Source organism: Micromonospora vinacea (assembly GCF_015751785.1).
GTDB lineage: Bacteria > Actinomycetota > Actinomycetes > Mycobacteriales > Micromonosporaceae > Micromonospora > Micromonospora vinacea.
On record NZ_JADOTY010000001.1, the window covers coordinates 7,190,027 to 7,216,362 of the forward strand.

Here is a 26,336-nt window from a genome sequence, read left to right on the forward strand (position 1 = left end):
CGTGGATGGCATGACGGACAAGCTGAATGAGCTCACCGCCGCGGGTGTGGCGGTCTGGCTCGACGATCTTTCCCGGGTGCGTTTGAGCTCTGGCGGGCTGGACAAGCTCCGCCGCGAGAAGCACGTGGCCGGCGTCACCACCAACCCGACGATCTTCGCGAAGGCGCTGAGCGACGCCGACGAGTACAACTGGCAACTGCACGACCTCGCCGTCCGTGGCGTCGAGGTCGAGGAGTCGGTGCGCATGCTCACCACGTACGACGTGCGGTGGGCCTGCGACGTGATGCGCCCGTCGTACGACGGCAGCGACGGTGTCGACGGCCGGGTCTCCATCGAGGTGGACCCCCGGCTGGCCCACGAGAGCGACCGGACGGTGGCCGAGGCCAAGGCCCTGTGGTGGCTCGTGGACCGCCCCAACCTCTACATCAAGATCCCGGCCACCGAGGCCGGCCTCCCGGCGATCACCGCCACCCTGGCCGAGGGGATCAGCGTCAACGTCACGCTGATCTTCGGCCTGGACCGCTACTCGGCGGTCATGGAGGCGTTCCTGGCCGGTCTGGAGCAGGCCAAGGCGAACGGCCACGACCTGTCCAAGATCGGTTCGGTGGCGTCGTTCTTCGTCTCCCGGGTCGACTCCGAGGTCGACAAGCGGCTGGAGAAGGTCGGCTCCGACCAGGCGAAGGCCCTCAAGGGCAAGGCCGCCATCGCCAACGCGCAGCTGGCGTACGAGCGCTACACCGAGGTCTTCTCCTCCGACCGCTGGAAGGCGCTCGCCGCCGCCGGCGCGCACCCGCAGCGGCCGCTGTGGGCGTCCACCTCGACGAAGAACCCGGACTACCGGGACGTCATCTACGTCGAGGAACTGATCGCCCCCGGCACTGTCAACACCATGCCGGAGTCGGTCATCCACGCGTACGCCGATCACGGCGAGACCCGCGGCGACACCATCACCGGCGCCTACGACGCGGCCCGGAAGGTCTTCGCCGACCTGGAGTCGGTCGGGGTGGACATGGACGACGTGATCGTCACCCTTGAGCGCGAGGGCGTGGAGAAGTTCGAGGCCAGCTGGCAGGAGCTTCTCGACGGCGTCCGCAAGTCCCTGGAGGCGGCGGCCAAGGGCAAGGGTGCCCCGAACAAGGCCGCCAAGGGCAACGCCAAGGCCGCCGAGAAGGCTGGGGGTAACGCATGAGCGACCTGCTCGCTGGGCCGGTGGAGGCAGCCGCCGGGCTCGCCGTGTACGGCGCGGACGCGGTCGACAAGGCCGCGCCCGCCTCGACCCGGGACGCGCTGGTCAAGGCCGGCGTTCCGGGCAAGCTGGCGGGCAAGGACGCGAGCCTGTGGGGCCCGGACGCCGAGGCCGAGGCGAAGGTCCGGCTGGGCTGGGTGGACACCCACCGGCGCAGCCGTGAGCTGCTCGTGCAGTTGGCCGAGCTGACCGCCGAGCTGGCCGACCTGGATCACGTGGTGCTCGCCGGCATGGGCGGCTCCTCGCTCGCGCCCGAGGTGATCACCCGGACGCTGGGTCGCCCGCTGACAGTGCTGGACACCACCGACCCGGGCCAGGTCCGGGCGGCGCTCGGTGACCGGCTGGAGCGCACCGTCGTGGTGGTGGCGAGCAAGTCCGGGTCGACGGTGGAGACCGACAGCCACCGGCGCGCCTACTGGCAGGCGTTCCTGGACGCCGGGATGACCGAGGCGGAGGCCGGACGGCACTTCGTCATCGTCACCGACCCGGGTTCGCCGCTGGAGACCACTGCGGCCGAGATGGGCGCGTTCACAGTGCTCGCCGACCCGAACGTGGGCGGCCGGTACTCGGCGCTGACGGCGTTCGGTCTGGTGCCCTCGGCTCTGGCCGGGGTCGAGGTCGCGGAACTGCTCGACCAGGCGGACGCGCTGGCCACGTCGCTCGGCGCGGACCAGAACAACCCGGCGCTGGCGCTGGGCGCTGCCCTGGGCGCCGCAGCCACGCTGGCCCGGGACAAGGTCGCCCTGGTCTCCGACGGCACCGGCATCGACGGGCTCGGCGACTGGGCCGAGCAGCTGATCGCCGAGTCGACAGGCAAGGCCGGGGTGGGCATCCTGCCGGTGGTCGTGGAGTCCCCGCAGAGCCCCGGCGCCACCGGCGCGGACGTGCTGACCGTCAGCTACGGCGGCGCGCTGGCTCCCGGTGACGTGCCGGGCGGCGGCGCCGCCCCGGACGTGGCCGTCAACGGCCCGCTGGGGGCACAGTTCCTGGCCTGGGAGTACGCCACCGCGGTGGCCGGGGTGGTGCTCGGCATCGACCCGTTCAACCAGCCGAACGTCACCGAGTCCAAGGAGAACACCAACAAGATCCTGGCCTCGGGCCTGCCGGCGGAGACGCCGTCGTTCACCGAGGGCGCGATCGAGGTGTACGCCCCGCAGGGCGCTCCCGAGGACCTGGCCGGTGTGCTGCGTTGGCTGCTCGACGGGCTGGGCGACGACGGTTACCTCGCGGTGATGGCGTACCTCGACCGGTTCGCCGACGCCGACGCGGCCCGGCTGCGGCCGCTGCTGGCCCAGGCGGGTGGCCGGCCGGTCACCTTCGGTTGGGGTCCCCGGTTCCTGCACTCGACGGGCCAGTACCACAAGGGCGGCCCGCAGGTGGGCAGCTACCTCCAGGTGACCGGCGCGGTCGCCGAGGATCTGGCCGTGCCGGGCAAGCCGTACACCTTCGGTGAGCTCCAGGCGGCGCAGGCCGCCGGGGACCGGCAGGCTCTCGCCGGTCGGGAGCGGCCGCTGCTGCGGTTGCACCTGACCGACCGGGCCGCCGGTGTCGCCCAACTACTGGACGCGGCCGGTGATCTGCGGGCGTGAGGATGGACGACGTGACTGAAGCGGAGCGAGGAGGTGGTTCGGTGAACCCGCTGCGCGACCCGCAGGACCGCCGGTTGCCCCGGATCCCGGAGCCCTGCGCTCTGGTGATCTTCGGGGTGACCGGCGACCTGGCCCGCAAGAAGCTGCTCCCTGCGGTCTACGACCTGGCCAACCGGGGGCTGCTACCGCCGGGCTTCGTGGTGCTCGGTTTCGCGCGCCGCGACTGGGGTGACGGCGACTTCGAGACGTTGGCCTGCGAGGCTGCCCGCAAGCACGCCCGTACCCCCTGGCGGGACGAGGTGTGGGCGCGGCTGGCCGGCAACATCAAGTTCGTCGGCGGCTCGTTCGACGACGACGCCGCCTTCGACCAACTCGCCTCGACGCTGGACGACCTGCGCCAGACCCACGGCATCGCCGGCAACGCGGCGTTCTACTTCTCCATCCCGCCGGCCGCGTTCCCCGTCGTGCTCAAGCAGCTGGCCCGCACCGGGATGGCCGACAACGACAAGTCCGGCGGTTGGCGCCGGGTCGTGGTGGAGAAGCCGTTCGGCAACGACCTGCCGTCGGCGAAGGCACTCAACGACCTCGTCGACGACGTGTTCACCCGGCAGGACGTCTTCCGCATCGACCACTACCTGGGCAAGGAGACGGTTCAGAACATCCTCGCCCTGCGGTTCGCCAACAACCTGTTCGAGCCGCTGTGGAACTCCAAGTACGTCGACTCGGTGCAGATCACCATGGCGGAGGACGTCGGCATCGGCACCCGCGCCGGCTTCTACGACACCGTCGGCACCGCCCGTGACGTGCTGCAGAACCACCTGCTCCAACTCCTCGCCCTGGTGGCGATGGAGGAACCGACAAGCTTCGACGCCGACGAGATCCGGGCCGAGAAGTTGAAGGTGCTCAAGGCCATCACCCTGCCCAAGGACGTCGCCCGGGACACCGTCCGCGGTCAGTACCTGCCCGGCTGGGTCGGCGGCGAACGCGCGGTCGGCTACCTGGATGAGCGGGACGTCCCCGCCGGCTCCACCACCGAGACGTACGTGGCGGTGCGGTTGGGCATCCAGAACCGCCGCTGGGCGGAGGTGCCGTTCTACATCCGGGCCGGCAAGCGGCTGCCCCGGCGGGTCACCGAGGTCGCCATCATGTTCAAGAAGGCGCCGCACCTGCCGTTCAACGACGCCGACATGGAGTCGCTGGGCAACAACCAGCTGGTCATCCGGGTGCAGCCGGACGAGGGTGTGGTGCTCAAGTTCGGCTCGAAGGTGCCGGGGACGACCATGGAGGTCCGCGACATCGCGATGGACTTCCAGTACGGCGAGGCGTTCACCGAGTCCAGCCCCGAGGCGTACGAACGGCTGGTGCTGGACGTGCTGATCGGTGACCGCACCCTGTTCCCGGACGCGGCCGAGGTCGAGCAGAGCTGGCAGGTGATCGACCCCCTGGAGCACGCCTGGGAGGGCACCACCCCGGAGCCGTACCGGGCCGGCGAGTGGGGCCCCCGGGCCTCCGACGAGATGCTGGCCCGCGAGGGCCGCGCCTGGAGACGAGCATGATCGGGCTGTGGGACACCACCGGCAACGAGGTGGTCAAGGCGCTCGCCGCCGAGCGGCGCAGCGCCGGCGGGGTGGCCAGCGGCATGGCACTCACCCTCATCGTGGTCGTGGACGAGAAGCGGGTGCGGGAGGCGGAGGCCGCGGCGACGATCGCCGCGGCCGCCCACCCGTGCCGGCTCCTGGTGGTGGTGCGCTCGGAGATCGAGCGGGACCGCAACCGACTGGACGCGGAGATCGTGGTGGGTGGCCGGCTCGGCCCCTGCGAGGCGGTGGTCACCCGGATGTACGGCCGGTTGTCCCTGCACGCCGAGTCGGTAGTGATGCCACTGCTCGTCCCGGACGTACCGGTGGTGACCTGGTGGCACGGCGAGCCGCCGGCGGAGATCGCGACCGACTTCCTCGGGGTGGTGGCCGACCGGAGGATCACCGACTCCGCGCAGGCCGCCGACCCGGTGGAGGCGCTGCGGCAGCGGGCCCGGGACTACGCCCCGGGCGACACCGACCTGGCGTGGACCCGGATCACCCCGTGGCGCACCCTGGTCGCCGGGGCCTTCGACACCACCAGCGCCCAGGTCACCGAGGCGACCATCGTCGCGCCGGCCACCGACCCGACGGCGGCGCTGATGGCCGGTTGGCTGTCCAGCCGGCTCGGCATCACCCCACGACGGGTGGACAGCAACGAGTTCCCGCGGATGCGGGAGGTGCAGCTCAGCTGCGCCAACGGCGACCAGCTGACGCTGACCCGCGAGGACAGCATGGCGGTGTTCCGGCGGACCGGCCAGGACGACAGGGCCCTGCCGTTGGTCCGCCGCCCGCTCGGCGACGAACTGGCCGAGGAGCTGCGCCGTCTGGACGCCGACCAGGTGTACGCGGAGGCGCTGGGCGCGACGGTCGGGCTGCGCGGGCTGGAGCAGCGCCCCCCGCAGCGGGTCCACGTCTGGAAGGATCCGGCCACCGCGCAGCGCGCCGAGGCCGGGGTCACCGCGCACGTCGGCACGAGCGGCGAGGGCTGAGCCCAGCCGGGGCACCACGTCGGGCAGGGCCGGTACAAGCCGGCCCTGCCCCGCACCCTCCGGGGTTCTCCGTCCCACCACCTCGGGCACACCGCCCCGGGCACGACAGCGACCGCACCGCGGTCGGGAAACGAAGGCGCAACCATGAGTGAGGCGAGTGTCGCCGTCCACGCCGACGCCGACCTGCTGGCGCAGGCGGTGGCGGCCCGGCTGCTGGTGAAGCTGCTCGACGCTCAGGCCGACCGGGGCGAAGCCTCGGTGGTGCTCACCGGAGGTCGGGTCGCCGCGGCCGTGTACCGGGCGGTGGCCACGCTGCCGGCCCGCGACGCGGTGGACTGGTCCCGGGTCGACGTGTGGTGGGGCGACGAACGGTTCCTGCCCGCCGGTGACCCGGACCGCAACGAGACCCAGGCGCGGGCCGCCCTGCTGGACGTGGTGCCGCTGGACCCGGCCCGAGTGCACCCGATGCCGGCCTCGGACGGCCCGGCCGGCAACGACCCCGAGGCGGCCGCTGCCGCGTACGCGGAGGAGCTGGCCCGTGCCGCCCGGCCCGGGCACGCAACCCTGCCGCACTTCGACGTGCTGATGCTGGGCGTCGGCGAGGACGGCCACGTGGCCTCGGTCTTCCCCGAGCACCCGGTCAGCTACGAGACCCGGCCGGTCAGCGCGGTGCGGGGCAGCCCCAAGCCGCCGCCGACGCGGACCACCCTCACCCTGGCGGCGATCAACACCGCCGAGGAGATCTGGCTGGTGGCCGCCGGCGCCGACAAGGCTCGCGCGGTGGGTATGGCGTTGGCCGGCGCCGGGCCGGTGCAGTTGCCTGCGGCCGGCGTGCGGGGCGTGGGCCGCACCCGCTGGCTGCTGGACCGGGCGGCGGCAGTCGACGTGCCCGCCCGGCTGCGTAGCCTGCGCTGAGCGTGAGGGGAAGCCCGCTACTCGCCGCGTCGACGTCGTAGTGCGGCGAGCGCCTCAGCGAGCAGGGCCTCCCCCTCCTCGGCGGTACGCCGCTCCTTCACGTACGCCAGGTGGCTCTTGTACGGTTCGGCGCGGACCCGGCCCGGCGGGTTCTGGGCGTCCCGACCGGCGGGTAGACCGCAGCGGGGGCAGTCCCACAGGGCTGGCGGTTCGACGTCCGCGGCGATCCGGATGTCGACCCGGTGGTCGTTACGGCACCAGTAGCTGACGTCCTGTCGGGGGGCGGGTTGGTGCCGCTCGTCCGGGCGCATCGGTGCGGATCCGACCCGGGCTCCCCGGATAACGTTGCCATTCGGCACGGCTGCTCGCTCCTGTCGTCGGAGGGGACCCGCCGTCTTCGGGGGTGGAGCGGCGGGCGACGCGGTGCAGCGGAGAAAAGCCTGCGCGCGGCCCGTCGAGTGACGGACCGCGCGCAGATTGTACGACTTACTGAGCCTGCTCAGGTGACGCTGTTCATCTGGAGGCGCAGCCAGAGCCCGAGCCCGATGATCGCGGCGAACCAGACGACGCTCACCAGAACGGTGTAGCGGTCCAGGTTCTTCTCCGCGACCGAGGAGCCTGCGAGGCTGGAGCTGACGCCACCGCCGAACATGCTCGACAGACCGCCGCCCTTGCCGCGGTGCAGCAGGATCAGCAGGGTGAGCAGAATGCTCGTGATGACCAGCAACACGATCAACGTGTATGCGAACCAGATCGGCATGGCTGGGGTCAGTTCCTCTCGTAGCGATCCTCGCCCGGTCTGATCGGGCACGGCGGCACCGACCGGCGGACGGGCGGTGTCAAGGATACCGAGCGATCAGCGGGCGAGGTGCTCCGGGAACCGGCAGATCTGAGCGAATTCCTCCGCGTCCAGGCTGGCGCCCCCCACCAGGCCCCCGTCCACGTCCGATTGCGCCATGATCGAGGCAATGTTGGACGCCTTGACCGAGCCGCCGTAGAGGACCCGCACCTGGTCGGCGGTCTCCTGGTCGAAGCGTTCCGCCAGCCGCTGACGGACCGCCCCGCAGACCTCCTGGGCGTCGTCCGGCGTCGCGGTCTTGCCCGTGCCGATCGCCCAGACCGGCTCGTACGCGATCACGACCTGCCGCACCTGCTCGGGGGTGAGCCCGGCGAGGCCCCCGTCGAGCTGGTCGGAGCAGTGCGCCACGTGGGTGCCCTGCTCGCGGATGTCCAGCCCCTCCCCCACGCAGAGGATCGGCGTCAGGCCGTGCGTCAGCGCCGCCTTGACCTTGGCGTTGACCAGCGCGTCGTCCTCGTTGTGGTAGGCCCGCCGCTCGGAGTGCCCGACCACCACGTACGTGCAGCCGAGCTTGGCCAGCATCGGCCCGGAGATGTCCCCGGTGTACGCGCCGGACGCGTGCGGGGAGAGGTCCTGCCCGCCGTAGCCGATCAGCAGCTTGTCCCCGTCCACAGCCGTCTGCACGGTGCGCAGGTCGGTGAAGGGCGGCAGCACGACCGTCTCGACGGCCGTGAGCTGCTTCTCGGTGAGGCTGGCCGCCAGCTTCTGCACCAGCAGGTTGGCCTCGAGGTGGTTGAGGTTCATCTTCCAGTTGCCGGCCATCAGCGGCCGGCGGGTGGTGCTCGACATTCAGTTCTCCAGGGCCGCGATGCCGGGGAGGGTCTTGCCCTCGAGGTATTCCAGGGAGGCGCCACCACCGGTGGAGATGTGCCCGAAGGACGACTCGTCCAGCCCCAGGGCACGGACCGCCGCCGCGCTGTCACCGCCGCCGACGACGCTGAACGCGTCGGCCTTGGTGATCGCCTCGGCGATCCCCCGGGTGCCCGCCGCGAAGGCCGCCATCTCGAACACGCCCATCGGGCCGTTCCAGAAGATCGTCTTCGCCTGGGACAGCGCGGCGCTGAAGCCCGCCACCGTCTCCGGGCCGACATCCAGGCCGAGCCGGTGACTCGGGATGCCGTCGACCCGGACCGTGTCGTGCGCCGCGTCCGGAGCGAACGCGTCCGCGACCACCACGTCGACCGGAAGCATGATCTTGCCGCCGGACCGCTCCAGCAGGTTGCGGCAGGTCTCGACCATGTCCTTCTCCAGCAGCGAGGTGCCCACCTCCAGGCCCTGGGCCTTGAGGAAGGTGAAGCACATCCCGCCACCGATGAGCAGCCGGTCGACCGTCGGCAGCAGAGCCTCGATCACGGCGAGCTTGTCGGACACCTTCGACCCACCGAGCACCACCACGTACGGGCGCTCGGGGTCACCGGTGAGCTTGGAGAGCACCTCGACCTCACGCAGCACCAGCCGACCCGCGACGTGCGGCAACCGGGCCGGCACGTCGAAGACGCTGGCGTGCTTGCGGTGCACGGCACCGAACGCGTCGTCCACGTACGCGTCACCGAACGCGGCGAGCTGGTCGGCGAAGGCACCCCGCTCGGCCTCGTCCTTGCTGGTCTCACCGGCGTTGAAGCGCAGGTTCTCCAGCAGGGCGACCTGGCCGTCGGCCAGGTCGGCGACTGTGGAGCGGGCGGAGTCACCGACGGTGTCGGTGGCGAAGTGCACCGGCGCGCCGAGCAGCTCACCGAGCCGCCCGGCGACCGGGCCCAGGCTGAACTGCGGGTCCGGAGCGCCCTTCGGGCGGCCCAGGTGCGAGCAGACGACCACCTTCGCGCCGGCCTCGACCAGCGCGCCGAGAGTCGGCAGCACCGCGCGGATCCGGCCGTCATCGGTGATGGCACCGGTCTGCTTGTCGAGCGGGACGTTCAGGTCGGCGCGCACCAGCACGCGCCGACCCGACACCCCCTCGGCGAGCAGGTCGTCGAGGGTCCGGATGCTCACAGCGACGAACCGACCAGCTTGACGAGGTCGACCAGCCGGTTGGAGTAGCCCCACTCGTTGTCGTACCAGCCGACGACCTTGACCTGGTTGCCGACGACCTTGGTCAGCGGCGCGTCGAAGATGCACGACGCCGGGTCGGTCACGATGTCGGTGGAGACGATCGGGTCCTCGTTGTAGACCAGGATGCCCTTGAGCGGGCCGTCCGCGGCGGCCTTCAGCGCGGCGTTGACCTCGTCCACGGTGGTCTCGCGACCCACGTTGACGGTGAGGTCGGTGACCGAGCCGGTCGGGATCGGCACCCGCAGGGCGTACCCGTCGAGCTTGCCCTTGAGGTCCGGCAGGACCAGGCCGATCGCCTTGGCGGCGCCGGTCGAGGTCGGGACGATGTTCAGCGCGGCGGCGCGGGCCCGACGCAGGTCCGAGTGCGGCGCGTCCTGGAGGTTCTGGTCCTGGGTGTACGCGTGGATCGTCGTCATCAGACCGTGCTGGATGCCGAACGTGTCGTGCAGGACCTTCGCCATCGGGGCGAGGCAGTTCGTGGTGCACGAGGCGTTGGAGATGATGGTGTGCTTCGCCGGGTCGTAGGTGTCGTGGTTGACACCCATGACGACGGTGACGTCCTCGTTCTTCGCCGGGGCGGAGATGATGACCTTCTTGGCCCCGCCGTCGACGTGCGCCTTGGCCTTGGTGGCGTCGGTGAAGAAGCCGGTCGACTCGATGACGACGTCGGCGCCGACCTCGCCCCACGGCAGCTTCGACGGGTCCTTCTCGGCGTACGCCTTGATGGTCTTGCCACCGACGGTGATCTCGTCGGCGGTGGCCTTGACCTCGTAGGGCAGGCGACCGAGGATGCTGTCGTACTTGAGCAGGTGGGCGAGCGTGGCGTTGTCGGTCAGGTCGTTCACCGCCACGACCTCGATGTCGGCGTCAGACGCCAGCACTGCCCGGAAGAAGTTACGGCCGATTCGGCCAAAGCCGTTGATGCCAACCCGGATGGTCACAGGTCCCATCTCCTCGCGTTCTGGTCCGCCGGCTTCAGACAACGGGCCGGCGGGAATGGTGTGCGCCGACCGTTGGAGCCGGCCGTCGACGGTTCATCTCGGCCACCCCGCCGCGCGGTCTGAGGACCTGACCGCCCGAGGCGGTGGGGCACGACGAGGAATGCCGGTGTCGGCCCCCTTGCCGTACGCAGCGACCCTATCCGAGCGCGCGAGACCACGCTGCGCCGGGTCGTGCTCCCGGACGCACCGTGCGGCCCCACCGTCCTATCAGACCACGAGCATGTCGGGCGTGACGGCTGCTTCCGTATCCGGGATGCCAAGGTCGCGGGCCCGCTTGTCGGCCAACGCCAGGAGCCGGCGGATCCGCCCCGCGATGGCGTCCTTGGTCAGCGGCGGCTCGGCCAGCGCCCCCAACTCCTCCAGCGACGCCTGCCGGTGCTCCAGGCGCAGCCGACCGGCGTCGGTCAGGTGGTTGGGCGCCTCGTCGGCGAGGATCTCCAGCGCACGGGTGACCCGGGCGGCGGCGGCGACCGCTGCCCGCGCCGAACGGCGCAGGTTGGCGTCGTCGAAGTTGGCGAGCCGGTTGGCGGTGGCCCGCACCTCGCGGCGTACCCGGCGCTCCTCCCAGGCCAGCACGCTGGAGTGCGCGCCGATCCGGGTGAGCAGCGCGGCGATCGCGTCACCGTCCTTGACGACCACCCGGTCCACCCCGCGTACCTCGCGGTTCTTCGCGGTGATGCCGATCCGGCGGGCCGCCCCGACCAGCGCCAACGCCGACTCCGGCCCCGGGCAGGTGATCTCCAGCGCGCTGGAGCGACCCGGCTCGGTGAGCGAGCCGTGAGCCATGAACGCGCCCCGCCACGCGGAGACCGCGCAGCAGACGTTGGCCGCCACCACGTGCGGGGGCAGCCCGCGCACGGGGCGACCCCGCACGTCGAGCAGACCGGTCTGCCGCGCCAGGGCCTCGCCGTCCTTGACCACCCGCACGATGAAGTGGCTGCCCTTGCGCAGCCCACCGGAGGCCAGCACGTGGATCTCGCTGGGGTAGCCGTAGACCTCGGCGACCTCCCGGCGCAGCCGCCGGGCGACCGCCCCGGTGTCCAGTTCAGCCTCCACCACCACGCGGCCGGAGACGATGTGCAGCCCGCCAGCGAAGCGCAGCAGTGCGGCCATCTCCGCCCGTCGGCAGCAGGGCTTGGGCACGTCGACCCGACTCAGCTCGTCCTTGACCGCGGCCGTCATCGCCATTGTGCGTCCCCTCACGGACCTGTTCCGGCGTGTCGCCGGAGATTACGTACGTGTCTAACGATCGGCGCCCAGGACAGGCACCAGCGCGGCGCCCAGGGCAGCCGGATCATGGCGGGGAGTCCCGTCGACAACGGCGACGGGGGCGAGGACCAGGCGGGCACCCAGCGATTCTGCCGCACGTTCGACCGGTTCGGGGTCACCCACCGCCTTGGCATCGGCGAGCACAAGATCCACCTTGAGCTCGGGCAGGTACCAGTGCAGCGCCGCGAGATGGTCGGCGACGGAGAGCCCGAGGGTCTCCTTCTCCGCGGCGAGGTTCAGCGTGACCAGCCGCCGGGCCGAGGTGGACACGATCGCGTCGGCCAGCTGCGGCACCAGCAGGTGCGGAAGCACGCTGGTGTACCAACTGCCCGGCCCGAAGATCAACCAGTCGGCCGCCCGGATCGCCTCGATGGCCTCGGCGCAGGCCGGTGGGGCGCTCGGGGTGAGACGCAGCGACTCGACCCGCCCGGTGGTGACGGCCACCTGGTGCTGGCCACTCACAGTGCGCACCTCGTCGGGGGCGGCCGGGTCGGCACCGCGTACCCGCGCCTCGATGCCGACCGGTTGACGGGACATCGGCAACACCCTGCCGACCGCGCCGAGCATCGCTCCGGCGTGCTCCAGCGCGGCCACCGGGTCGCCGAGCAGCTCCATCAGGCCGCAGAGCACCAGGTTGCCCACCGCGTGACCGGTCAGACCGTCGGTGCCGGCCGACGCCCCGTCGGTGCCCCGCCGGGCCGCGCCGTCGCGGTCCGGGCCGTCGCCCGCCGCCGGGCCCGGCTCGGTCGCTCCAGTTTCGGGTACGCCCACCGGTACGGCGGCGAAGCGGTGCTGGAACAGCCCGGCGCTGCGCCGGGTGGCCGGGTGGTCCCCGGCCAACGCCACCAGGGCCTGGCGCAGGTCTCCCGGGGGCAGGCCGCCCCGCTCGGCCCGCAGCCGGCCACTGGAGCCGCCGTCGTCGCCCACAGTGACCACAGCGGTGATGTCGAGGTCGAGTTCGGGAGCGCAGTGGCGCAGCGCACGCAACGAGGCGGACAGCCCGTGCCCTCCGCCGAACGCCACCACCCGCCGGGCCGTCATTCCCGCCCCAGGTCGCGGTGCTGGGCGTTCGCCGCCAGCCCGGAGTGACGCAGTCGGCTGGCCAACTCCTCGGAGATGGCCACGCTGCGGTGCTTGCCGCCGGTGCAGCCCACGGCGACGGTGAGGTAGCGCTTGCCCTCCCGCTCGAAGCCGGTCGTGGTGGCGTTGACCAGGTCGGCGTACGAGGCCACGAAGGCGTCCGCGCCCTCCTGACCCAGCACGTACGCGCTGACCGCCTCCTCCCGCCCGGTGTGTTCACGCAGCTCCGGCACCCAGTACGGGTTGGGCAGGAAGCGGGCGTCCAGCACGAAATCGGCGTCCGGCGGAAGGCCGTACTTGAAGCCGAACGACAGCACGGTCAGCCGCAGCCGGCGGGCGTCCTCGCCGCCGAACAACTCCTCGATGCGCCGCCGGAGCTGGTTGACGTTCAGGTGGCTGGTGTCGATGATCACGTCGGCCTGGTCGCGGGCCTCCTCCAGCAGACCGCGCTCCACGGCGATGCCGTCGGCCAGCCGCCCGTCACCCTGCAACGGGTGCGAACGCCGAACGCTCTCGAACCGCCGGATCAGCACCTCGTCGTCGGCGTCGACGAAGACCACCCGGGGCGAGAACCCGCGCTCCTTGAGCTCCCGGATCGCCCCGGCCAGGTCCGTCGAGAAGGCCCGCGACCGCACGTCCAGCACCATGGCGGTACGCCGGGCCGCGCCGCCCGCCTTGAACGCAAGCTCGGCCATGTCCAGCATCAGGGCCTGCGGCAGGTTGTCCACGACGTAGTAGCCGACGTTCTCCAACGCCCGGGCGACAGTGCTGCGGCCACCCCCGGAGAGGCCGGTGACCACCACGAGGGTGGTCTCCGACTCGGCCGCCACCTGCTCGTCACCGGCATCCGGGCCGTCGATCCGGTCACCGGTTGTGCGCGCCTCGCTCACCCGTACCCCCAAGCCGTGGCGCCGCGGCCGCCCTCGGCCGCGATTGGTCAATCAGCGACTCTATCCCGCCACCGGGTCGCGACCCGGCACCCGTGGCCGGGCGGCGCCCGCTGACCTCTTCGACGGTCGCCCTCCCGACACCCGAGGGCACTTGATGACGATCAGTAGTTGTCAATACGCTCAACGTGATCGTCGCAGGTCAGACCGACATCTGGAGGGTGCGATGCACGACCTGGCGGACAAGAACAAGTACGTCGGTTTCCTGTTCATGCGGATCAGCCCCGAGTACTTCGCCCTCGGCCGCGAGGGCATCCACGAGATCTCCGCCGAGCACGCCCGCGACCTGGGCCGCTTCGCCAAGCAGCTCACCCACGTCGTCTGCACCGGGGTGAACGGCAAGTACGACCAGGTCACCATGGTCGAGGCCGACACCCTCGAGGAGATCAACGCGGCGGCCACCGCCTTCCGAATGGGCAACAAGGCCCGCTACATCGAGATCGTCGACATCGTGGTCGGGATGAAGGCCCCGCCACGCGGCCTGGCCAACCGGTCCAGCCAGCCCGGCTGACCGCGTCGCACGTCCGGTGCACCCGGCCCGGGTGCGCCGGACGGGCGCCGTCGGGGTGGGCTCGTAGACTCCCCGGATGGCTTCTCCCACCGACCTGCGTGCCGCCTCCGACGCCCTGGACGTGCTGGGCCGGGTCTTCGGCTACGACGCGTTCCGTGGTTTCCAGCAGGACGTGATCGACCATGTGGTCGCCGGCGGCGACGCGCTGGTGTTGATGCCCACCGGTGGTGGCAAGTCCCTGTGCTACCAGATCCCGGCCCTGGTCCGCGACGGGGTCGCCGTCGTCGTGTCCCCGCTGATCGCGCTCATGCAGGACCAGGTCGACGCCCTCACCGCGGTCGGCGTACGCGCCGGGTTCCTCAACTCGACCCAGACCCTGGACGCCCGGCGGCGGGTCGAGGCCGCCTTCGTCGCCGGCGAGCTGGACCTGCTCTACCTGGCCCCGGAGGCGCTCGGCGTCCGATCCACCCTCGCCCTGCTCGACCGGGGCCGCATCTCCCTGTTCGCGATCGACGAGGCGCACTGCGTGTCCCAGTGGGGGCACGACTTCCGCCCCGACTATCTCGCGCTGTCGATGCTGCACGAGCGCTGGCCGCAGGTGCCCCGCATCGCCCTGACCGCCACCGCGACCAGCGCCACCCGCACCGAGATCGCGACCCGGCTCAAGCTCGACGACGCCCGGCACTTCGTGGCCAGCTTCGACCGGCCCAACATCCAGTACCGGATCGTGCCCAAGCGCGAGCCCCGCAAGCAGCTGCTGACCCTGCTGCGCGACGAGCACCCCGGCGACGCCGGCATCGTCTACTGCCTGTCCCGGGCCTCGGTCGACAAGACGGCGGAGTTCCTCACCGCCAACGGGGTCGCCGCCCTGCCGTACCACGCCGGGCTTGACGCGGGCACCCGCGCCGCCAACCAGCAGCGCTTCCTGCGGGAAGACGGCCTGGTCATGGTGGCCACCATCGCCTTCGGCATGGGCATCGACAAGCCCGACGTCCGGTTCGTCGCCCACCTCGACCTACCCAAGTCCGTCGAGGGCTACTACCAGGAAACCGGCCGCGCCGGCCGCGACGGCCTGCCGTCCACCGCCTGGCTGGCTTACGGGCTGCAGGACGTGGTCCAGCAACGCAAGATGATCGAGACGTCCGACGGCGACCTCGCCCACCGCCGCAACCTGGCCGCGCACCTGGACGCGATGCTGGCCCTCTGCGAGACGGTGCGCTGCCGACGGGTCCAACTGCTCGAATACTTCGGCGAGACGACGACCGCCGCCTGCGGCAACTGCGACACCTGCCTCACCCCACCGGAGTCCTGGGACGGCACCGTCCCCGCCCAGAAGTTGCTCTCCGCCGTCTTCCGGCTCGACCGCGAACGCAACCAACGCTTCGGCGCCGGGCACTGCATCGACATCCTGCTCGGCAAGCAGACCGACAAGATCAGCCAGTACGGTCACGACTCGCTGACGGTATTCGGCATCGGCGCCGAGCTCAGCGAGGCCGAGTGGCGGGGCGTGGTCCGGCAACTGCTCGCCGAAGGGCTGCTCGCCGTGGAGGGCGACTACGGCACGCTGGCGCTCACCGAGGCGAGCGCCGACGTCCTCGGCCGCCGCCGCACGGTCACCCTGCGGCGTGAGCCGGAGAAGCCGGCGTCGAGCCGCTCATCGAAGCCGCGTGGCGCGTCCACAGTCGTGGCCGAGCTGACCCCGGCCGCCGCGTCACTGTTCGAGCGGCTGCGCGGCTGGCGCGCGACCACCGCCAAGGAGCAGGGCGTCCCGGCGTACGTGATCTTCCACGACGCCACGCTGCGACAGATCGCCAGCGACGCGCCCAGCACACTGGCCGAGCTGTCCCGGGTCAGCGGCGTCGGCGAGAACAAACTCGCCAAGTACGGCGAGCAGATCCTGGCCGTCCTCGCCACCGACTGACGTCATGCCGAAGGGCCGGACCCCGGTGGTGGGGTCCGGCCCTTCGTCGTGGTGCGGTGGGTCAGCTGGTGGCGTAGCCGCGGGTGGCGATCCAGTCCGCGAGGTGCTCGACGCTGATCCAGTAGGAGGCGGTGTTCGGGTCGGCGGAGTCGGCGATCTTCACCGTGTTGCCGTTGTCGCGGTAGCCGACGACGCTGATGTAGTGCCCGCCCTCGTAGGAGTGCACGCCGCCGTCGGTGTCGGTGCTGGTGCCGGCGATGTTGGCGACCACGGCCCGGCCGTCGTCGACGGTCTTGACGATGTCGGCGCGCAGCGTGTCGGTCTGCTTGGTGTTGGCGTCGGGGGTGCTGATCTCGACCGACCGGTAGGCGTCGTTCTTGCCGGTTTCCTTGTTCAGCACGGGGGTGATGTCGTTGATGGAGTTGGTGCCGGCCTCGGTGGTGCCCATCTCCTTGGCCATGTCATCGACGTTGATGTCCTTACCCTGCACGGACAGGGCGTTACGGGTGGCGGCGGGGCCGCAGTAGTAGAAGTTCGGCTGCGCCTCGTAGCGCACACCCAACTCGCGCTCGCCGTGGCCCTTGCGGTCGGTCTGGGTCTGGGTGGCCGGCTTGCCGGTGGTGGGGGCGGCGAAGGCGGTGGTGACGGGGCCGGCGATGGCGCCTCCGGTGAACGCGAGGCCGGCGGCGGTCAGGGCGGTCTTACGGATCAGATCGGTACGCATGATGGCGTGCTCCTCTGCATCGGGGGTGTGCCCGCACCACCTCAGGGGGTGTGGTCGTGCGGGGAAAGCTTGTTGCCCGGCGACCCGCGAGGGAGGTCGGCGTCGGGACAGGGTGTAACGGTTGCCGGTGGCGGGTCATTCCGCCTACCTGCTGGGGGTCGGCCGTTGTGGTGCTCGGCCGCTGGCCGTTGTGGTGCTCGGCCGCTGGCCGTTGTGGTGCTCGGCCGTGCGGGGATGTAACCGGGGCGGCCTGCCGGATGTTCCCGGCGGCTACCGTGGCCCCACGACCCGGCGGTCGCGGTGGCATGCCAGGTATAACGACCCCGGCCGGCCGCCGATTCCACCGTCGGGGTGGCCCCGACCACCCGACAGCCGGGGTCAAACCGGACAAGGCACCCAGCCGGCGAAACGGACATGGCGGTCAGGGCGGGGTGATCGACTCGGGTTCATGGAAAACGCGGCGTCCAGGTGCCGGGGATACCCCGACATCATGAAAGCCGAGTGGATCAAGCCGGTCTGCGCCGTTGGTGCACCCGGCCCGACCCGGCCCGGCCCGACCCGGCCCGGCCCAAACCGACCCAGCCCCGAACCCACCGCCCTGCCTGAAACCCACACCACGCCGCTCCGCCCCAAGATCCGCGCAACGTCGGTGAAAGTGCTGCCTCGGCACGCCGTGAGGCAGCGCTTTCACCGATAGTGCGCAGATCGTGGACATGCCCCGGCGCGGAGCGCCACCCCGGGTGCAGATCGCCACGCGCGCAGGCCCACTTCGGGATAGAAACACCGCGCGAACCCAGCCCAAGATCGCGCTCGATCCAGGAAACAGGGCCTTCCCCATGCCACGAGGCCACTACAACAAGGATCGAGCACGATCATGCGGGTCGCGACCACCCGACGAGGGCGAGCGCGAGCCGCGCTCAGGTGCTGGGCTTCGCCTCCGCGCCGTCGCCGGCCTTCGCCGTTGTGCCGTCGCCGGCCTTAGCCGTTGTGCCGTCGCCGGCCTTCGCCTCCGCGCCGTCGCCGGCCTTCGTGTCAGTGTCCAGGGCGGCCAGGATCGCCTCGGCGGTGCGCCGACCCACCCCCGGCACCTCGGTGATCTCCTCGACCGTCGCGGCCGAGAGTCGCTTGAGTGAGCCGAAGTGCCGCAGCAGCGCCTTGCGACGCACCTCACCCAGGCCGGGTACGTGGTCCAGCGCCGACTCGGTCATCCGCTTGGAGCGGCGTTGCCGGTGGAAGGTGATGGCGAACCGGTGGGCCTCGTCGCGCACCCGTTGCAGCAGGTAGAGCCCCTCGGAGGTGCGCGGGAGGATGACCGGGAACTCGTCGTCCGGGAGCCACACCTCCTCCAGCCGCTTGGCGAGCCCGCACAGGGCCACGTCGTCGATGCCCAGGTCGGCGAGCGCCTGCGCGGCGGCCGCGACCTGTGGGGCGCCGCCGTCGACGACCACCAGCTGCGGCGGGTACGCGAATTTTCGGGGCCGGCCGGTGGTCGGGTCGATCAGGACACCGACCTGCGGATCGACGGCGCCTCCCGGGGCGGCCGAGTCGTCGGCCGACTCCACGCCCACCTCGCCCGTCTCGGCCCTGGCGTCCAGGTAGCGGGCGAAGCGGCGCCGGAGCACCTCGGACATCGCGGAGAGGTCGTCGGTGGCGCCCCGGACGATGAACCGCCGGTACTCGCTCTTGCGGGGCAGCCCGTCCTCGAAGACCACCATGCTGGCGACCACGTCGGTGCCCTGGATCTGGGAGATGTCGAAACACTCGATGCGCAGCGGCGAGGTGCTCATGCCCAGCGCCTCGCTGATCTCGTCCAGTGCCTTGCCCCGGGTGGTCAGGTCACCGGAGCGCTTCAGCTTGTGCCGGGCCAGCGCGTCCTTGGCGTTGCGCTCCACCGTCTCCATCAGGGAGCGCTTGTCGCCACGTTGCGGCACCCGCAGCGACACCCGACTGCCCCGGTGGTTGGAGAGCCATTCGGCCAGCGCGTCAGCGTCCGCGGGCAGCTCGGGCACCAACAGTTCGCGAGGCACGTCGGCCTCACCGTGCTCGCCGCCGTACACCTGGGTGCAGAAGTGGTGCACCAGGTCTCCGGTGGTCAGATCCTCGGTCTTCTCCACCACCCAGCCGCGCTGGCCGCGGACCCGACCGTCGCGGACGTGGAAGACCTGCACGGCAGCCTCGAGTGGGTCGTCTGCGAACGCGACGACGTCCGCGTCGGTGCCGTCGCCGAGCACCACTGTCTGCTTCTCCATGGCCCGGCGCAGTGCGGCCACGTCGTCGCGCAGCCGGGCGGCCCGCTCGAACTCCAGCTGCTCACTCGCCTCGGTCATCTCGCGTTCGATCTTGCGGACCATGGTGTCGGTGCGCCCGGCCATGAAGTCGCAGAACCCGTCGACGATGGCCCGGTGTTCGTCGGCGGAGACGGTGCCGACGCACGGCGCCGAGCACTTGCCGATGTAGCCCAGCAGGCAGGGACGACCGACCTGGCCGGCCCGCTTGAACACCCCGGCGGAGCACGTCCGCGCGGGGAACACCCGCAGCAGCAGGTCGAGGGTCTCCCGGATGGCCCAGGCGTGCGAGTAGGGGCCGAAGTACCGCACGCCCTTGCGCTTGGCGCCGCGCATCACCTGCAGCCGTGGGTACTCCTCGTCGAGGGTGACGGCGAGATAGGGGTACGACTTGTCGTCGCGGTAGCGGACGTTGAACCGCGGGTCGTACTGCTTGATCCAGGTGAACTCCTGCTGGAGCGCCTCGACCTCGGTGCCGACGGTGATCCAGTCCACCGACTCGGCGGTGGTGACCATCTGCCGGGTGCGCTCGTGCAGGTTCCAGACGTCGCCGAAGTAGGAGTTGAGTCGGCTGCGCAGATTTCGCGCCTTGCCGACGTAGATCACCCGGCCGGTGCCGTCGCGGAAGCGGTAGACCCCCGGTAGCTCCGGGATGGTGCCGGGTGCGGGACGGTAGGTCGAGGGGTCAGCCACGCCAACAAGCCTAGTCCGCAGCACCGACAGCCCACCGCAAGCGTGATCCACTCCGCGTCCGGGAAGTCGGGGTGTCGGCACACCGCAGACACCCCGACTTGCCGAAACGCGATTCGATAGTGCGGCGCCGGGCCGACCGGCCGGTCAGCGTCCGGCGGCGGGGCCAGCCCGCTGGCCCCGCGTCGGATCAGGCCAGCGAGATCTGGTCGCCGGTGACCTTGATGTTCTTCGGCGGCAGCGGCTTTGTGGCCGGGCCGCCCTTCACCGAGCCGTCCTCGATCGAGAACTTGCTGCCGTGGCAGGTGCAGTTGATGGTGCCGCCGTCGACGTTCGTCACCGGGCAGTTCTGGTGCGTACAGATCGGGCTGAAGCCCTTGAACTGGCCGGCCGTGGGCTGGGTGATGACCACACCTTCGGCGGCGAGGACCTTGCCGCCACCGACCGGGATGTCGGCGGTGGTGGCCAACGACTGGGAACCCTGGCGGTCGCCGCCGCCGGCGTCACCCGTGCTGGGCACGGCGGGGCCGCCACTGGTGGGTGCGTCACTGCCGCTGCCGCCGTCGTCGCTGCCGCAGGCAGCCAGGACGACGGCCGCGCCGACCGCCCCGACGCCGGTGAGCAGGGTACGGCGTGTCTGCGTACCCGGACCGGTCAGCGCCTGATCGTCACTCATGCCTCGCCTCTCTCTAGCCCGCTGCCGGTCGATAGCCGGCCACACTTCTCCACACGGGCAACTGTGCCGGATGGTTCATCGCGGCATTCGTCCGACCCGGCAAATGGGGCGGGGCGGGTCGTCGACCGACCCGCCCCGCCACGCGAACACGCACAGAGGTCAGCGCGCCCCGGCCGGCACCTTACGGCTGGCCCGCGCCTTGGTCGCGCCGTTGGCCTTGGCGGCCCGGGTGGTGGCGGCAGCCGCACCCTTGGCCTTGCCGTCGAGCTTGAGCACCTGGCGCAGGAACTCGCCGGTGTGACTCTCGGCCACCTCGGCGACCTCCTCGGGGGTGCCGGTGGCGAGCACGGTGCCGCCGCGGTGACCACCCTCGGGACCCATGTCGATCAGCCAGTCCGCGGTCTTGATCACGTCGAGGTTGTGCTCGATGGTGATCACCGTGTTGCCCTTGTCGACAAGCCCTTCCAGCACCATCAGCAGCTTGCGGATGTCTTCGAAGTGCAGACCGGTGGTCGGCTCGTCGAGCACGTAGACCGTCCGCCCGGTGGAGCGCTTCTGCAGCTCGGAGGCGAGCTTGACCCGCTGCGCCTCACCACCGGAGAGGGTCGGCGCGGGCTGACCGAGGCGGACGTAGCCCAGGCCGACGTCGACGAGCGTCTTGAGGTGCCGGTGGATGGCCGGGATGGCGGAGAAGAACTCGGCGGCCTCCTCGATCGGCATCTCCAGCACGTCCGAGACGGTCTTGCCCTTGTAGTGCACCTCCAGGGTCTCCCGGTTGTACCGGGCGCCCTTGCAGACCTCGCAGGGGACGTACACGTCGGGGAGGAAGTTCATCTCGATCTTGATGGTGCCGTCACCCGAGCACGCCTCGCAGCGCCCGCCCTTGACGTTGAAGGAGAACCGTCCCGGGCCGTAGCCGCGTACCTTCGCCTCGGTCGTCTCGGCGAACAGCTTGCGGACGTGGTCCCAGACTCCGGTGTAGGTGGCCGGGTTGGAGCGCGGCGTCCGGCCGATCGGCGACTGGTCCACGCCGACGACCTTGTCCACGTGCTCCAGACCGGAGACCCGGGTGTGCCGGCCGGGCACCAGCCGGGCGCCGTTGATCTGGTTGGCCAGCACCGCGTACAGGATGTCGTTGACCAGCGTCGACTTGCCCGAGCCGCTGACCCCGGTGACAGCGATCAGCTGGCCCAGCGGGAACGAGACGGTCAGGTTGCGCAGGTTGTGCTCCCGCGCGCCGTGCACCACCAGCTCGCGGGCCGGATCCTGCGGACGGCGGCCCGTCGGCGTCGGGATCGACCGGCGACCCGACAGGTACGCCCCGGTGATCGACTCCTTGTTCTTCAGCAGCGCCGGCACCGAACCGCTGTGCACGATCTTGCCGCCGTGCTCACCCGCGCCCGGCCCGATGTCGACGATCCAGTCGGCGGTGCGGATGGTGTCCTCGTCGTGCTCGACCACGATCAGCGTGTTGCCCAGCCCGCGCAGCCGGATCAGGGTCTCGATCAGCCGGTGGTTGTCGCGCTGGTGCAGCCCGATCGACGGCTCGTCGAGCACGTAGAGCACGCCCACCAGGCCGGAACCGATCTGGGTGGCCAGCCGGATGCGCTGCGCCTCACCGCCGGAGAGCGTGCCGGCCGGGCGGTCCAGGGAGAGGTAGTCCAGGCCGACGTCGAGCAGGAACCGCAGCCGGGCGTTGATCTCCTTGAGGACCCGCTCGGCGATCATCTTCTGCCGGTCGGTCAGCTCGATGCCGGCGAGCAGATCGGCGCACTCCCCCACGGACAGGTTGCAGACCTCGGCGATGCTCTTGCCGGCCAACGTGACAGCGAGCACTTCGGGCTTGAGCCGGGCACCGCCGCACGCCGCGCACGGCACGTCGCGCATGTAGCCCTCGTACTTGTCGCGGGACCACTCGGACTCGGTGTCGGAGTGCCGGCGCTCGATCCACTGCACCACGCCCTCGAAGCCGGTGTAGTAGGAGCGCTCGCGGCCGTACTTGTTGCGGTAGCGCACGTGCACCTGGTCGTCGGAGCCGTGCAGGATCGTCTTCTGCGCCCGCGCCGGCAACGCCCGCCACGGCGTGTCGATGTCGAAGTGCTGGGCCTCGCCGAGCGCCTCCAGCAGGCGCAGGAAGTATTCCAGGTTGTGCCCGGTGGACCAGGGCTGGATGGCGCCCTCACGCAGGCTGCGCTCCGGGTCGGGGACCAGCAGCTCCGGGTCGACCTCCTTCTTCGTGCCCAGGCCGGTGCACTCCGGGCAGGCGCCGTAGGGCGCGTTGAAGGAGAAGACCCGCGGCTCGAGATCCTCGATGGCGAGCGGGTGGTCGTTGGGGCAGGCCAGGTGCTCGGAGTAGCGGCGCTCGCGGTCCGGGTCGTCCTCGGGGAGGTCGACGAAGTCGAGCAGGACGAGGCCACTGGAGAGGCCCAGCGCGGCCTCGACCGAGTCGGTGAGCCGCTGCTTGGCGCTCGGCTTGACGGTGAGCCGGTCGATCACCACCTCGATGGTGTGCTTCTCCTGCTTCTTGAGCTTCGGCGGCTCGGTCAGCGGGTGCACCACGCCGTCGACCCGGGCCCGGGCGTAGCCCTTGGCCTGCAGCTCGGCGAAGAGGTCGACATATTCGCCCTTGCGGCCGCGGATCACCGGGGCGAGCACCATGAACTTGGTGCCCTCGGCCATGGCGAGGACCCGGTCGACGATCTGCTGCGGGCTCTGCCGGGAGATGCGCTCGCCGCAGACCGGGCAGTGCGGCTCACCGATGCGGGCGTAGAGCAGGCGCAGGTAGTCGTAGACCTCGGTGATGGTGCCGACAGTCGAACGCGGGTTACGCGAGGTGGACTTCTGGTCGATCGAGACGGCCGGGCTCAGGCCCTCGATGAAGTCGACGTCCGGCTTGTCCATCTGGCCGAGGAACTGCCGGGCGTACGAGGAGAGCGACTCGACGTAGCGGCGCTGCCCCTCGGCGAAGATCGTGTCGAAGGCCAGGCTCGACTTGCCCGACCCGGACAGCCCGGTGAACACGATGAGTGCGTCCCGGGGCAGGTCGAGACTGACGTCACGCAGGTTGTGCTCGCGCGCGCCACGGATGATCAGTCGGTCGGCCACGGTGCGTGTACTCCCGGGAGAAGAAAAAGCGAAGGATGTGTCCCGCTCTGGGTGGTCTTGAGCGGTCGTGCGGGCGCGGAAAACACGCCTCGGCAACTCTAGCCCCGAGGTACGACAGTTTCCCTCGCCCGCACATTCCCCCAGCTCAGCCCGGTCGGCCGCGCCATCCGGAAGCCCGGGCCACCCGAAAACACGCGCCACCCGGAAGCCCGGGCGCCCGCGCGTCGGCGGGCGCCCGGTCAGAAGCCGCCGGGCGTCGGCGGACGCGCCGCCCGGCGTCGGGCCGAACGCCACCCGCCGCGCCGCTCGGCCGCCACCCGGGCCTCCCGCCGTCGGCTCTCGTGGGCCACCTCACCCTGCAGCCGTCGCCAGCTCTCCCACCGGCGGGTGGAGAGTTCGCCGGTGTGCAGCGCCTCCCGGACCGCGCAGGCGGGCTCGCCGTCGTGGCCGCAGTCGGCGTACCGGCAGCCCTCGGCCAGCCCGGCGATGTCGGCGAATGCCCGGTCGAGCCCGACCGCGCCGTCCAGCAGGCCGACCGCCCGCACGCCGGGTGTGTCGATCACCGCCCCGCCGCCGGGGATCGGTACGAGCGCCCGCCAGGTGGTGGTGTGCCGACCCTTGCCGTCGACGCGCCGGATCGCCTGGGTGGGCATCATCACCGCCCCGACGAGCGCGTTGACCAGGCTCGACTTGCCCGCCCCGGACGGGCCGAGCAGGCCGAGCGTGCGGCCGGGCGCCACCTCGGCGCGCAGTGGGTCCAGCCCGAGGCCGAGTTCGGCGCTGACCGGCAGCACCGGCACTCCGGGGGCGACCGCGGCCAGCTGGCGGGCCAGCGCGGCCGGGTCGGCCGCGAGGTCCGCCTTGGTCAGTACGACCAGGGGCCGGGCGCCGGACTCGTGGGCCAGGGAGAGCAGCCGCTCGATCCGGCCCACGTCCGGTTCGGGGTGCACCGGCTCCACCACGGCGGCGGCGTCGAGGTTGGCGGCCAGCACCTGGCCGCTGGCGTCCTTGCCCGCGGTACGCCGGATCAGCGCGCCGCGCCGCGGCAGCACCACCTCCACTGTGACGCGGCGGTCCGGCCAGTGGGTGAGCAGTACCCAGTCCCCGGCGCAGGGCAGCGCGGACGGGTCCCGCGCCGCGGCGGCCAGCACCGCCCCACCCAGGCTGGCCCGGACCGGGCCGGCCGCGCTGAGCACTGTGCAGACCCCACGGTCCACCCGGGCCACCCGCCCCGGCTGGTGCTCGCCGCGGCGTGCGGCGTACGCCGTCCGCTCGGCGTCCCAGCCGAGGGCGGTCAGATCGATCGTCATGGCATCCTCATCGGTGTCGAAGCTGGTGATGGCGGAACACGCGTGCCACGTCCGGCATGATCACCACCTCCGTCCGATGTCCCGGTGCCGCGTCTGCCGCTGACGGTAGGTCGCGCGCCGACGCGCCGAAAGCGATTTCCCCGGCGACGGCGCGACGGCGGACCGCTAGGGTCGACGGGTGACCACGGATCCGCTGCTGCTGATGGGCGAGGTGGACGCGGCCACCAGCCGACTACTCCGTACCGCTGCGTCTTTCGACGCCGCGGACCTTGCCGCCGCGTCGCTGTTGCCCGGCTGGACGCGCGGCCACGTGCTGGCGCATCTGGCGCGCAACGCCGACGGCTTCGTCAACCTGCTCACCTCGGCCCGCACCGGGGAGGCGCTGCCGATGTACGCCTCGCTGGAGGCCCGCACGGCGGACATCGAAGCTGGTTCGAGCCGGCCACCGGCCGAGCATCTGGACGACCTGCGCCGCACCGCGGACCTGTTCTCCGAGGCGGTCGCGGCGATGCCGGCCGACGCCTGGGCGGCGACGGTACAGGCGCGTAAGGGCCCCTGGCCGGCCGCGTTGCTCGTCTGGGGTCGGCTGCGGGAGATCGAGGTGCACCACCTCGATCTGGCCGCCGACTACCAGGCCGCGCACTGGTCGGAGACGTTCGCCCACCGACTGCTGCGCGAGGCGGCCAGCCACCACGCCATGGGGCCGACACCGCCGTCGATGGTGCTGCGCCTCGACGGCACCGAGCACGAGGTGGTGATCGGGGAACGCGTCGGCGCCCCGATCGTCGCCGGTCCCGCCCCCGATCTCGCCGCCTGGCTGATCGGCCGTGCCGACGGCGCCCCGCTCTCCGTCGTCCCCGACGGTCCCCTGCCTACTCCACCGGAATGGATCTAGAAACGTCATGACATACAGCGGAGACGTCACGCACGGCGGCGCACCGGCGGTTCGGGAGCTGGACGGGCTGACCATCAGCAAGCTCTCGGTGGGCCCGATGGACAACAACGCCTACCTGCTGCGGTGCACGGGCACCGGTGATCAGGTGTTGATCGACGCCGCCAACGAGGCCCCCCGGTTGCTCGAACTGATCGGTGACGGTGGGCTCACCGCCGTGGTGACGACCCACCAGCACATGGATCACTGGGTGGCGCTGGAGGAGGTCGTCGCCAAGACCGGTGCGCGGGCGCTGGTGCACGCCGACGACGCGGTGGGGCTGCCGATCGAGGCGGAGCGGCTGGCCGACGGCGACACCGTGGCGGTCGGCGACTGCGCGTTGGAGGTCATCCACATCAAGGGGCACACCCCGGGTTCGATCGCGCTGCTCTACCGGGACCCGGCCGGCACCCCGCATCTTTTTACTGGGGACAGCCTTTTCCCAGGTGGCGTTGGCAACACGGACAAGGACCCGGAACGCTTCGCGGCGTTGATCGGTGACGTCGAGCAGAAGCTGTTCGACCAGCTACCGGATGACACCTGGTTCTACCCGGGCCACGGCAAGGACAGCACCCTGGGTGCCGAACGCCCCGCCCTCCCCCAGTGGAAAGCAAGGGGCTGGTAACCCCCCCACCACCAATCAAGATCACCAACCGTCG

The 26,336-nt window shown here is 71.3% G+C and carries 22 protein-coding genes; 9 read left to right on the plus strand and 13 right to left on the minus strand.

Features of this window, described 5'->3' with window-relative positions; all coding sequences use genetic code 11:
• Positions 1 to 10: 10 nt before the first annotated feature.
• The 5 genes from tal (at position 11) to pgl (ending at position 6,319) form a co-directional block, all read left to right on the plus strand.
• Positions 11 to 1,189, plus strand: coding sequence for a transaldolase (gene tal, locus IW249_RS33395; protein WP_196924418.1), 1,179 nt, complete (start codon positions 11 to 13; stop codon positions 1,187 to 1,189).
• Positions 1,186 to 2,835 (plus strand): phosphoglucose isomerase-related protein, encoded by a 1,650-nt coding sequence (locus tag IW249_RS33400; RefSeq protein ID WP_196924419.1) that lies wholly within the window; start codon positions 1,186 to 1,188, stop codon positions 2,833 to 2,835. Before tal ends, IW249_RS33400 begins: the two co-directional genes overlap by 4 nt.
• A gap of 2 nt (positions 2,836 to 2,837) precedes the next feature.
• Positions 2,838 to 4,391: a glucose-6-phosphate dehydrogenase gene (gene zwf / locus IW249_RS33405; protein WP_196924420.1), complete on the plus strand. Its 1,554-nt coding sequence runs from the start codon at positions 2,838 to 2,840 to the stop codon at positions 4,389 to 4,391.
• Positions 4,388 to 5,404: a glucose-6-phosphate dehydrogenase assembly protein OpcA gene (locus IW249_RS33410; RefSeq protein WP_196924421.1), complete on the plus strand. Its 1,017-nt coding sequence runs from the start codon at positions 4,388 to 4,390 to the stop codon at positions 5,402 to 5,404. The genes zwf and IW249_RS33410 overlap by 4 nt, the downstream gene beginning before the upstream one ends.
• Positions 5,405 to 5,548: 144 nt before the next feature.
• Positions 5,549 to 6,319, plus strand: a complete 771-nt coding sequence (pgl, locus tag IW249_RS33415; RefSeq protein WP_196924422.1) for a 6-phosphogluconolactonase — start codon at positions 5,549 to 5,551, stop codon at positions 6,317 to 6,319.
• Between the two features lie 17 nt (positions 6,320 to 6,336).
• Here pgl and IW249_RS33420 read toward each other — a convergent pair whose 3' ends face one another.
• The 8 genes from IW249_RS33420 to rapZ form a co-directional block, all read right to left on the minus strand.
• Positions 6,337 to 6,678: an RNA polymerase-binding protein RbpA gene (locus IW249_RS33420; protein WP_196924423.1), complete on the minus strand. Its 342-nt coding sequence runs from the start codon at positions 6,676 to 6,678 to the stop codon at positions 6,337 to 6,339.
• Positions 6,679 to 6,818: 140 nt separating this feature from the next.
• Positions 6,819 to 7,079, minus strand: coding sequence for a preprotein translocase subunit SecG (gene secG / locus IW249_RS33425; protein WP_196924424.1), 261 nt, complete (start codon positions 7,077 to 7,079; stop codon positions 6,819 to 6,821).
• Between the two features lie 96 nt (positions 7,080 to 7,175).
• Positions 7,176 to 7,967, minus strand: a complete 792-nt coding sequence (tpiA, locus tag IW249_RS33430; RefSeq protein ID WP_196924425.1) for a triose-phosphate isomerase — start codon at positions 7,965 to 7,967, stop codon at positions 7,176 to 7,178.
• Positions 7,968 to 9,167, minus strand: a complete 1,200-nt coding sequence (locus IW249_RS33435) for a phosphoglycerate kinase (RefSeq protein ID WP_196924426.1) — start codon at positions 9,165 to 9,167, stop codon at positions 7,968 to 7,970.
• On the minus strand, positions 9,164 to 10,168 hold the full coding sequence (gap, locus tag IW249_RS33440; RefSeq protein WP_124853956.1) for a type I glyceraldehyde-3-phosphate dehydrogenase: 1,005 nt from the start codon (positions 10,166 to 10,168) through the stop codon (positions 9,164 to 9,166). The genes IW249_RS33435 and gap overlap by 4 nt, the downstream gene beginning before the upstream one ends.
• A gap of 267 nt (positions 10,169 to 10,435) precedes the next feature.
• Positions 10,436 to 11,416, minus strand: a complete 981-nt coding sequence (whiA, locus tag IW249_RS33445) for a DNA-binding protein WhiA (protein ID WP_053656981.1) — start codon at positions 11,414 to 11,416, stop codon at positions 10,436 to 10,438.
• A 54-nt stretch (positions 11,417 to 11,470) separates the two neighbouring features.
• Positions 11,471 to 12,538 (minus strand): gluconeogenesis factor YvcK family protein, encoded by a 1,068-nt coding sequence (locus IW249_RS33450; RefSeq protein WP_196924427.1) that lies wholly within the window; start codon positions 12,536 to 12,538, stop codon positions 11,471 to 11,473.
• Positions 12,535 to 13,437, minus strand: coding sequence for an RNase adapter RapZ (rapZ, locus tag IW249_RS33455; RefSeq protein WP_196925089.1), 903 nt, complete (start codon positions 13,435 to 13,437; stop codon positions 12,535 to 12,537). The genes IW249_RS33450 and rapZ overlap by 4 nt, the downstream gene beginning before the upstream one ends.
• 253 nt (positions 13,438 to 13,690) lie before the next feature.
• Here rapZ and IW249_RS33460 point away from each other — a divergent pair, with 253 nt between their 5' ends.
• A complete protein-coding gene (locus IW249_RS33460; RefSeq protein WP_091403656.1) occupies positions 13,691 to 14,035 on the plus strand; it encodes a hypothetical protein in 345 nt (114 codons plus the stop codon).
• Between the two features lie 76 nt (positions 14,036 to 14,111).
• Positions 14,112 to 15,956 carry a DNA helicase RecQ gene (gene recQ, locus IW249_RS33465; RefSeq protein WP_196924428.1) on the plus strand — a complete coding sequence of 615 codons (1,845 nt, stop codon included), beginning with the start codon at positions 14,112 to 14,114 and terminating at the stop codon, positions 15,954 to 15,956.
• A gap of 61 nt (positions 15,957 to 16,017) precedes the next feature.
• Here the strand turns inward: recQ and IW249_RS33470 are convergent, their stop codons facing one another.
• The 5 genes from IW249_RS33470 to rsgA all read right to left on the minus strand — a co-directional run bounded on the left by IW249_RS33470 (position 16,018) and on the right by rsgA (position 24,746).
• A complete protein-coding gene (locus tag IW249_RS33470) occupies positions 16,018 to 16,680 on the minus strand; it encodes a C39 family peptidase (RefSeq protein ID WP_196919247.1) in 663 nt (220 codons plus the stop codon).
• 917 nt (positions 16,681 to 17,597) lie between these two features.
• Positions 17,598 to 19,658 (minus strand): excinuclease ABC subunit UvrC, encoded by a 2,061-nt coding sequence (gene uvrC / locus IW249_RS33475; RefSeq protein ID WP_307788792.1) that lies wholly within the window; start codon positions 19,656 to 19,658, stop codon positions 17,598 to 17,600.
• A gap of 187 nt (positions 19,659 to 19,845) precedes the next feature.
• The gene (locus IW249_RS33480; RefSeq protein WP_196924429.1) at positions 19,846 to 20,331 is read right to left on the minus strand and encodes a Rieske (2Fe-2S) protein; all 486 of its coding nucleotides are present in this window, start codon (positions 20,329 to 20,331) and stop codon (positions 19,846 to 19,848) included.
• Between the two features lie 159 nt (positions 20,332 to 20,490).
• Positions 20,491 to 23,436: an excinuclease ABC subunit UvrA gene (uvrA, locus tag IW249_RS33485; protein WP_196924430.1), complete on the minus strand. Its 2,946-nt coding sequence runs from the start codon at positions 23,434 to 23,436 to the stop codon at positions 20,491 to 20,493.
• A 239-nt stretch (positions 23,437 to 23,675) separates the two neighbouring features.
• Positions 23,676 to 24,746, minus strand: a complete 1,071-nt coding sequence (gene rsgA, locus IW249_RS33490; RefSeq protein ID WP_196924431.1) for a ribosome small subunit-dependent GTPase A — start codon at positions 24,744 to 24,746, stop codon at positions 23,676 to 23,678.
• A 178-nt stretch (positions 24,747 to 24,924) separates the two neighbouring features.
• On the opposite strand from rsgA, the gene IW249_RS33495 reads away from it, so the two are divergent.
• Positions 24,925 to 25,641: a maleylpyruvate isomerase family mycothiol-dependent enzyme gene (locus tag IW249_RS33495; RefSeq protein WP_196924432.1), complete on the plus strand. Its 717-nt coding sequence runs from the start codon at positions 24,925 to 24,927 to the stop codon at positions 25,639 to 25,641.
• Positions 25,642 to 25,648: 7 nt separating this feature from the next.
• A complete protein-coding gene (locus tag IW249_RS33500) occupies positions 25,649 to 26,302 on the plus strand; it encodes an MBL fold metallo-hydrolase (protein WP_196924433.1) in 654 nt (217 codons plus the stop codon).
• Positions 26,303 to 26,336 lie beyond the last annotated feature (34 nt).